We start from the raw sequence: 614 nt of genomic DNA, 5'->3' as shown, positions 1-614 counted from the left end.
GCGATGTACAGCTCGCCGACCGCCCCCGCCGGTACCGGTTCCAGACCGTCGTCCAGTACGAACAGCCGGGTGTTGGCGATCGGCCCGCCGATCGAGGGGAGCCCCGGCCCCGACAGAGGCGCGCTCAGCGTCGCGCACACGGTGGATTCCGCCGGGCCGTAGGAGTTGATCATGCGGCAGAGGCCCGACCACCGCTCGGAGGTCTCGGCAGAGGTCGCGTCCCCCGCGACGACGAGGGTGAGATCGGGCCGGACCCGGGCGGGGTCGAGGGTCTCCAGCACCGCCGGGGTCAGGGCCGCGTGGGTGATGCCGAGTTCCCCGATCGCAGCGGTCAGCCGCTCCACGTCGCGCACCGGCCCGGCCCCCGGGACCACGAGTGCGGCTCCGGTGAGGAGCGCGGTCAGCACCTCCCACACCGAAGCGTCGAAGCTGAACGACGCGAACTGCAGGACCTTGCTGCCGGGACCGACACCCAGCTGCTCGATCTGGGCCCTGATCAGGCTGGGCACACCGGCGTGGCTGACGACGACGCCCTTGGGGGTGCCGGTGGAGCCGGAGGTGTAGATGACGTAGGCGGGGTGGGTGGGTTGGAGGGGGTGGGTGCGGTCGGTGTC

The 614-nt window shown here is 72.1% G+C and carries 1 protein-coding gene; it reads right to left on the bottom strand.

Going from position 1 to position 614, the window contains the following annotated elements:
• On the bottom strand, positions 1-614 hold a 614-nt coding region (locus tag ADK60_RS24515), incomplete at both ends, for an AMP-binding protein (protein ID WP_159400555.1).

Origin of the sequence: Streptomyces sp. XY431 (assembly GCF_001279805.1) — a bacterium.
GTDB classification, from domain to species: Bacteria; Actinomycetota; Actinomycetes; order Streptomycetales; family Streptomycetaceae; genus Kitasatospora; species Kitasatospora purpeofusca.
This window is presented reverse-complemented; position numbering and strand designations above follow the sequence as displayed.